Source organism: Terriglobales bacterium (assembly GCA_035624475.1).
In the GTDB taxonomy this organism is placed as follows: Bacteria; Acidobacteriota; Terriglobia; order Terriglobales; family Acidobacteriaceae; genus DASPRL01.
Genome location: DASPRL010000344.1, coordinates 1 through 6,546 on the forward strand (window position 1 = coordinate 1; position 6,546 = coordinate 6,546).

Consider the following 6,546-nt stretch of genomic DNA (forward strand, 5'->3'; position numbering starts at 1 on the left):
GAATGGGAGTCGCTGGGCTTCCAGGGCGCGCACTCCACCGGGACCGCGGTCGCGCCCGAAGAGGAACTCGTCCCCTTCCGCATGCGTCCGGGCAGCCCCGACCTGCACCGCGCCTGGGCCGCCCTCTACGGCTTCGCGCCCCCGAAGATCACCAAGGAGAGCCTCGGCGAACTGGTCCAGTCCAAGCAGCGCATCCAGCGCGAGCAGGGCGACCACTATCCCGCCTGGGTGCTCGACCAGTTGGGCGTCGAGACCATGCTCTCCAACCGCATGAGCATGGGCAAGGGTCTTAAGGCGCCGCGCTTCCGCTGGGTCAGCTACGTGGACGCCCTCTTGTTTCCCCTCGACAACCGCGAGCTGAAGCAGGGCAATCCCGACCTCCAGCGCTTCTACACCAGCCTCGAGGTGGTGCGGCAGCGCTTCCTGACGGAAGAGAAGCTCACGGCGCTGCCGCCCACGCTCGACCTCTACGTCTCCCAGGTGATCGCGCCGCTGCTGGAGCGGCAGAAGGCCGAGGGTGCGGTGGCGGTGAAGTTCGTCGCCGGCTACGTGCGCTCCCTGGACTTCGACGAGGTCCCAGAGGCCGAGGCCCGGCGCATCTATGCGAAGTACGTGCGCGGCGGCGTGCCGCCCGCCGCCGACTACAAGAAGCTCCAGGACTTCCTCTTCCGCCGCATCGCGCGCGAGTGCGGGCGCGTGGGCCTGGCCGTGCACATCCACACCGGCTTCGGCATCGGCAGCTACTACAACGTGAGCGGCTCCAACCCCATGCTGCTGGAATCCGCCTTCGACGATCCCGCCCTGCGCAAGACCACCTTCGTCGTCATCCACGGGGGCTGGCCCTTCGCCCGCCAGACCGCCGCCCTGCTGCTGAAGCCCAACGTCTATGCCGACTTCTCCGCCATCGCCTTCCTCATCTATCCGCGCGAACTGGCCGAGGTGCTGCGCAGTTGGATGGAGATCGCACCGCAGAAAGTCCTGTTCGGCACCGACGGCTTCGACCTAGGCCTGCCCTTCCTGAGCTGGGAGGAGTTCTGCTGGATCGGCGCCGACAGCTCGCGCCAGGCCCTCGCCCTGGCCCTCACCGGCATGATGAACGACGGCGAGATCACGCGCGCCGAGGCCTCGCGGCTCGCCCACCAGGTCCTGCACGACAACGCCGTCCAGCTCTACCACCTGGGCCCGGCGCCGCCCGCGCGCTGAGCGGCGGTCAAGCAAACCACAGAGGACGCCGAGGACACGGAGGAAGGGCTGGGTGTCAGACGTGGGGAGCCCGGAGGGCGACATTTGCGTTAGCCCGGGGCGTAAGCCCCGGGACGGCCGCGGGCCCCACCCCTTCCTCCCGAGCGAGCCCGCAGCGCCAGCGAGGGCGCAGGAAGGGGACGCGCCAAAGCCCGGTCGCGTTATACTCTCGCCCGCGGGAAACACAGGGGAGCAAGGTCAGCCCATGGCCATCATCATTTCTAGAAAGGGATCAGCCAGCGCACAGGTCATAGAGAAGTCTGACTTTGAGAGGGAACACAACCTGCAGGAGTACATTCACGAACATCCCGAGTCGATCCCAGTGTACGAGATCAAGGAAGATAAGCGACTGCTGGTCGTCGCCAGGGAATTCGAGACCGAATCCGGCCCAATTGATGCCTTGGCGGTCGACAAGGACGGCGATGTCTACATAGTCGAGACAAAGCTATACCGAAATCCTGATAAAAGAACGGTGGTCGCCCAGGCTCTCGACTACGGCGCATCACTCTGGAAGCACATGCCTGACTTCGGCAGATTCCTCAACACTCTGGAGGAGGCTAGCCGGGCAAAATGGAATCTTGGCTTTGACGAAAAACTGCAGCAGTTCTTTTCTCTGGAACAGAACCAGATCGAGCCCCTCCTCGACGCCATGGATCGGAATCTGCACGATGGAAGACTCAAGTTCGTCATCCTCATGGATACGATCGAGGACCGCTTGAAGGATCTGATCACTTACGTCAATCAGAACAGCCAGTTCGACATCTTTGCTGTGCAGCTCGAATACTACCGGCACGAGGACTACGAAATCACGGTCCCCCGCCTGTTTGGCGCGGAGGTGAAGAAGGGGCTGGGGTCCGATTCTGGAACTGTCCGACGCAAGTGGGACGAGGCAGCCATGCTCGACGATGCGCGGCAGAAGCTAAGCGACGATGACTACCGGGCGTTCGACAAGGTGTACAGATTTGCCAAGGAGACAGCGGACAAGATCAACTTTGGTACCGGCTCTTACGGCGCTTTCAGTCCGATCTTTCTAAGGCTGAGTAACAAGTCTTTGTTCACGCTGGGCGCCGACTCTAGGCTGAGCTTCAACTTCGAGTGGGTCGCCCGCGACAACGGCCAAACCGCGGGCGCTTACAAGGAAGCGATGGAACACATTGGCTTCCAGTTCGAGCCCGACTGGAAGGTCACCCGTCCCAGCGTCTTAAGTGCTGAATGGCGCCCCAGAGCGGACGCATTCATAGTCGCGCTTAGGAAGCTTCTCGCGTGAACCCTCCAACTCCGCCAGAAGCCACTGAGTCTTCAATCACCCGATGACCCGATGACCCGATGACCCGATTCTTCCCGCTCCCCTTGTCCCGCGGGTACAACCGGGAGTAGGATGCGCCCTCAGCGGGATGAGGAGGCGACCATGGCTTCCATCCATGACCTGATCCACGATCGCGAGACCTACACCATCAACGCCGGGGAGAGCGTGCTGGCGGCGGCGCGCTTCATGGTGGAGCGCAATATCGGCGCCGTGCCCGTGCTGGAGCGCGGCGAATTGGCCGGCATCTTCTCCGAGCGCGACATCATGAAGCGCGTGCTGGCCGAAGGCCGCGACCCTAAGACCACCACGGTCTCCGAGGTCATGACCCGCGACCTCACCACCGTCGCTCCCGGCGAGAGCCTGGAGAACTGCATGCTGCTCATGCGCGAGCACGGCTTCCGCCACCTGCCCGTCTGCGAGGGCAAGCGCCTGGTGGGCCTGGTCTCGCTGCGCGATCTGCTGCTCCGCGACCTCACCGACAAGGACGCCGAGGTCCGCATGATGCGCGCCTACATCCACTCCGACCCCGGCGGCAGCGCCTAGCCCTCGGGCGCGCGCTTTTCCACCACGCCTTTCCCGCCGCCGGGATATGATTTCCTGGTGTCCCCGGCGCGCCCTCTCGCGCCCCTGCCATGAGCTTTGCTGCGCTGGTCCGCCAACTGAGAAAGATCCTGGGCGACGACGGTGTGCTTCACCGCCGCGAGGACCTGCTCCTCTACGAGTACGACGCCGGCTTCAGCCGCGGCCTTCCCGGCGCCGTGCTCTTCCCCCGCACCACCGCGCAGGTGGTCGAGATCATGAAGCTGGCGAATCAGGCCGGGGTCTCGGTGGTGCCGCGGGGCGCGGGCACCGGACTGAGCGGCGGCGCCATCTCCCGCGACGCCGGCCTCATCCTGGCCTTCTCCCGCATGAACTGCATCCTGGAGATCGACCTCGCCAGCCAGCGCGCCGTGGTGCAGCCCGGCGTGGTCAACCTGGAGCTGACGCGCGCGGTCGAGCGCGAGGGCTACTACTTCGCCCCCGATCCCTCCAGCCAGAAGGCCTGCACTATCGGCGGCAACGTGGCCGAGAACTCCGGCGGGCCCCACACCCTGGCTTACGGCGTGACCGTGAACCACGTCACCGGGCTGGAGGTGGTGCTGCCCGACGCCCGCGTGCTCCACCTCGGCGGCAAGGCCGCCCACGCCGCCGGCTACGACCTCACCGGCTTCTTCGTGGGCTCGGAGGGCACGCTGGGCATCGCTACCGTCATCACCGTCAAGCTCACCCGCTTGCCCGAGTCGGCCGCCACGCTGCTCGGCATCTACAACACCATCGACGACGCCGCCAACACCGTGGTCGCCATCACCGCCGCCGGCATCACCCCCGCGGCCCTGGAGATGCTCGACGGCTGGACCCTGCGCGTGGTGGAAGAGGCCGCGCACGCCGGCTATCCCCTGGATTCGGGCGCGGTGCTGCTCATCGAAGTGGAAGGCCTGCGCGAGGCGGTGGAAGAGCAGGCCGCCGCCATCGAGCGGGTCTGCCTCCAGCAAAAGGCTCGCGAGGTGCGCCGCGCCCGCAGCGCCGCCGAGCGCGAACTTCTCTGGAAGGGCCGCAAGAACGCCTTCGCCTCGCTGGGCCGCCTCTCCTCCTCGTACTACACCCAGGATGGCGTGGTGCCGCGCACCAAGATCCCCCAGACCCTGCGCTTCGTGGATGAAGTAGGGAAGAAGTACGGCCTGCGCATCGGCAACATCTTCCACGCCGGTGACGGCAACCTGCATCCCTGCATCCTCTTCGATGTGCGCGACAAGCAGCAGACCGCGCGCACCCTGGCCGCCGGCCGCGACATCCTGGAGTACTGCATCTCCCTGGGCGGCACCCTCACCGGCGAGCACGGCATCGGCATGGAGAAGAGCAACTTCATGCCCATGCTCTTCAGTGAGGAGAACATGGAGGTGATGCAGGCGCTGCGCCAGGCCTTCAACCCGCGTGGCCTGCTCAATCCCATGAAGCTGCTGCCCACCACCCGCGGCTGCCGCGAGTTGCGCACCCCGCTGATGCCCAGGGTGGTGGCATGAGCGCGGCGCTCAGCGGCGCGGGCCTCGCCTCGGAACTGGCCGCCATCGTAGGCGGCGCGCACGTGGTGGACGATGCCGCCGCCTGCGCGCACTACGCCATTCAGGGAGTCGCGCCGGCGCTGGTGGCGGCGCCCGGCTCGGAGGAAGAGGTCGCCGCGCTCCTGCGCCTCGCCGCCGATCATGGTCTGGTGGTCGTGCCCGCCGGCGGCTTCACCCGGCAGGCCATCGGCTATCCCCCGGCGCGCGCCGGCCTGCTCCTCGATCTCACCCGCCTCACCGCCACCGAGCACTACGATCCCGGCGACCTCACCATCGGGGTGGGCGCGGGCACGCGCCTCGCCGATCTCCAGGCGCGCCTCGCCCAGCACCAGCAGTTCCTTCCCGTCGATCCCGCGAACGCCGCGCGCACCACCATCGGCGGCCTGCTGGCCACCGCCGCGCAAGGCCCGCTCGAGCACGGCTACGGCGGGCTGCGCGACTTCTGCATCGGCATCCGCTTCATCACCGCCGAGGGCAGGCGCGGCAAGGGCGGCGGCCGCGTGGTCAAGAACGTCGCCGGCTACGACCTGATGAAGCTGCTCATCGGCAGCTTCGGCACCTTGGGCGTCATCACCAGCGCCAGCTTCAAGGTCTTCCATCTGCCGCCGGTGACGCGTACCTACGTGGCCGAGTTCGCCGCGCTCGAAGATGCCATCGCCTTCCGCGATCGCCTGCTGCGCTCGCCGCTGACTCCCATGTGCCTGGAGATCTCGAACCCGCGCGCCGCCGAGTATCTCGGGCTGTCCGCCGGACCCTGGCGACTCCTGCTCCGGGCCGCAGGCAGCGACGCCGTCCTCCGCCGCTACCGCGCCGAACTGGGCCAGGCAGTCACTCGCGAACTCGAGGGCGAGGCCGAGGCCCGCCTGTGGCGTGGCTTCTCCGGCTTCGAGGAGACCATCCTGGCGCGCCACCACAACGCCATGCTCTTCGCGGTGCACGTGCCCCTCGCGGAGGTGGCGCCGGCGCTGGCGGCCGCCGAGCGCGCCGCCCTGGACTACAACTTCCTGTGCGCCGCCATCGGGCGTGCCGGGGTGGGCTCGCTGCACGTGGCCTTCCTCCCCATCGCCGTGGACCCGCCCGCGGCCATGCAGTACGCCAACGCTGCCTCCGAATTCCGCAGCCGGCTTCCCGAGGAGCAGGCCTCGGCGGTGGTGCTGCGCTGCCCCCAGGAAGCCAAGCCGCACTTCAATCTCTGGGGCACCAGCCCCACTGACTTGGAGTCCATGCGCGCGGTCAAGTCCGCGCTCGATCCTGAAAATCTCCTCAACCGCGGGAGGTTCCTGGTGGGATGAGCACGACCGTGGAAAACCCGATCGCGAAACTGGCCGCCCCCACCGACCGTCCTACCTGGGAGCTGTACTCGGCCTGCGTCCACTGCGGCCTGTGCCTGCCCTTCTGTCCCACCTACCGGGTGCTGGGGCAGGAGGCGGACTCGCCCCGCGGCCGCATCTACCAGGCTCTGCTGGTGGATGAAGGGCGGCTGCCGGTGGGCGAGAGCTACGTCACCCACATCGACCGCTGCCTGGGCTGCCGTGCCTGCGAGACCGCCTGCCCCTCGGGGGTCCACTACGGCCGCATCGTGGAGCGGGCGCGGGCGCAGATCGAGCAGCAATACCAGCGGCCGTGGCTGGCGCGCCGCCTGCGCGAGTGGTTCTACGCGCGCGTGCTACGCGATCTCGGCAAGCTTCAGCGCCTGGCCCGGCTGCTGCGCTTCTACCAGCGCTCCGGTCTCGAAAGGCTGGTGCGCGCCAGCGGCCTGCTGCGCCTCTTCGGGCTGCAGGAGGTCGCGGCCCTGGCGCCGCGCATCGACGAAAAGTTCTTCTTCGAGGAGTTCGGCAAGGTCTTCCCTGCGGTGGGCGAAGGCCGCGGGCGGGTGGCGCTGCTGGGCGGCTGCATCGC

At 67.4% G+C, this 6,546-nt stretch carries 6 protein-coding genes; all 6 read left to right on the forward strand.

Translation table 11 applies throughout. The features are described from left to right. Positions 1-1,203, forward strand: a 1,203-nt coding sequence (locus VEG08_13605; GenBank protein HXZ29023.1) for an amidohydrolase family protein, incomplete at its 5' end; no start/stop codon positions are given. 244 nt (positions 1,204-1,447) lie between these two features. Continuing rightward, positions 1,448-2,509, forward strand: coding sequence for a hypothetical protein (locus VEG08_13610; GenBank protein ID HXZ29024.1), 1,062 nt, complete (start codon positions 1,448-1,450; stop codon positions 2,507-2,509). A 141-nt stretch (positions 2,510-2,650) separates the two neighbouring features. After that, positions 2,651-3,091, forward strand: coding sequence for a CBS domain-containing protein (locus tag VEG08_13615; GenBank protein ID HXZ29025.1), 441 nt, complete (start codon positions 2,651-2,653; stop codon positions 3,089-3,091). A gap of 89 nt (positions 3,092-3,180) precedes the next feature. After that, entirely contained in the window at positions 3,181-4,608 is a 1,428-nt protein-coding gene (locus VEG08_13620) for an FAD-linked oxidase C-terminal domain-containing protein (GenBank protein ID HXZ29026.1), read from the forward strand. Further along, on the forward strand, positions 4,605-5,939 hold the full coding sequence (locus VEG08_13625; GenBank protein HXZ29027.1) for an FAD-binding oxidoreductase: 1,335 nt from the start codon (positions 4,605-4,607) through the stop codon (positions 5,937-5,939). Before VEG08_13620 ends, VEG08_13625 begins: the two co-directional genes overlap by 4 nt. Further along, positions 5,936-6,546, forward strand: a 611-nt coding sequence (locus tag VEG08_13630; GenBank protein HXZ29028.1) for a 4Fe-4S dicluster domain-containing protein, incomplete at its 3' end; no start/stop codon positions are given. The genes VEG08_13625 and VEG08_13630, both read left to right, overlap by 4 nt.

Coding starts and splice junctions, on each gene's coding strand:
- VEG08_13610 (HXZ29024.1), top strand. CDS start 1,448: ATGGCCATCATCATTTCTAGAAAGGGATCAGCCAGCGCACAGGTCATA.
- VEG08_13615 (HXZ29025.1), top strand. CDS start 2,651: ATGGCTTCCATCCATGACCTGATCCACGATCGCGAGACCTACACCATC.
- VEG08_13620 (HXZ29026.1), top strand. CDS start 3,181: ATGAGCTTTGCTGCGCTGGTCCGCCAACTGAGAAAGATCCTGGGCGAC.
- VEG08_13625 (HXZ29027.1), top strand. CDS start 4,605: ATGAGCGCGGCGCTCAGCGGCGCGGGCCTCGCCTCGGAACTGGCCGCC.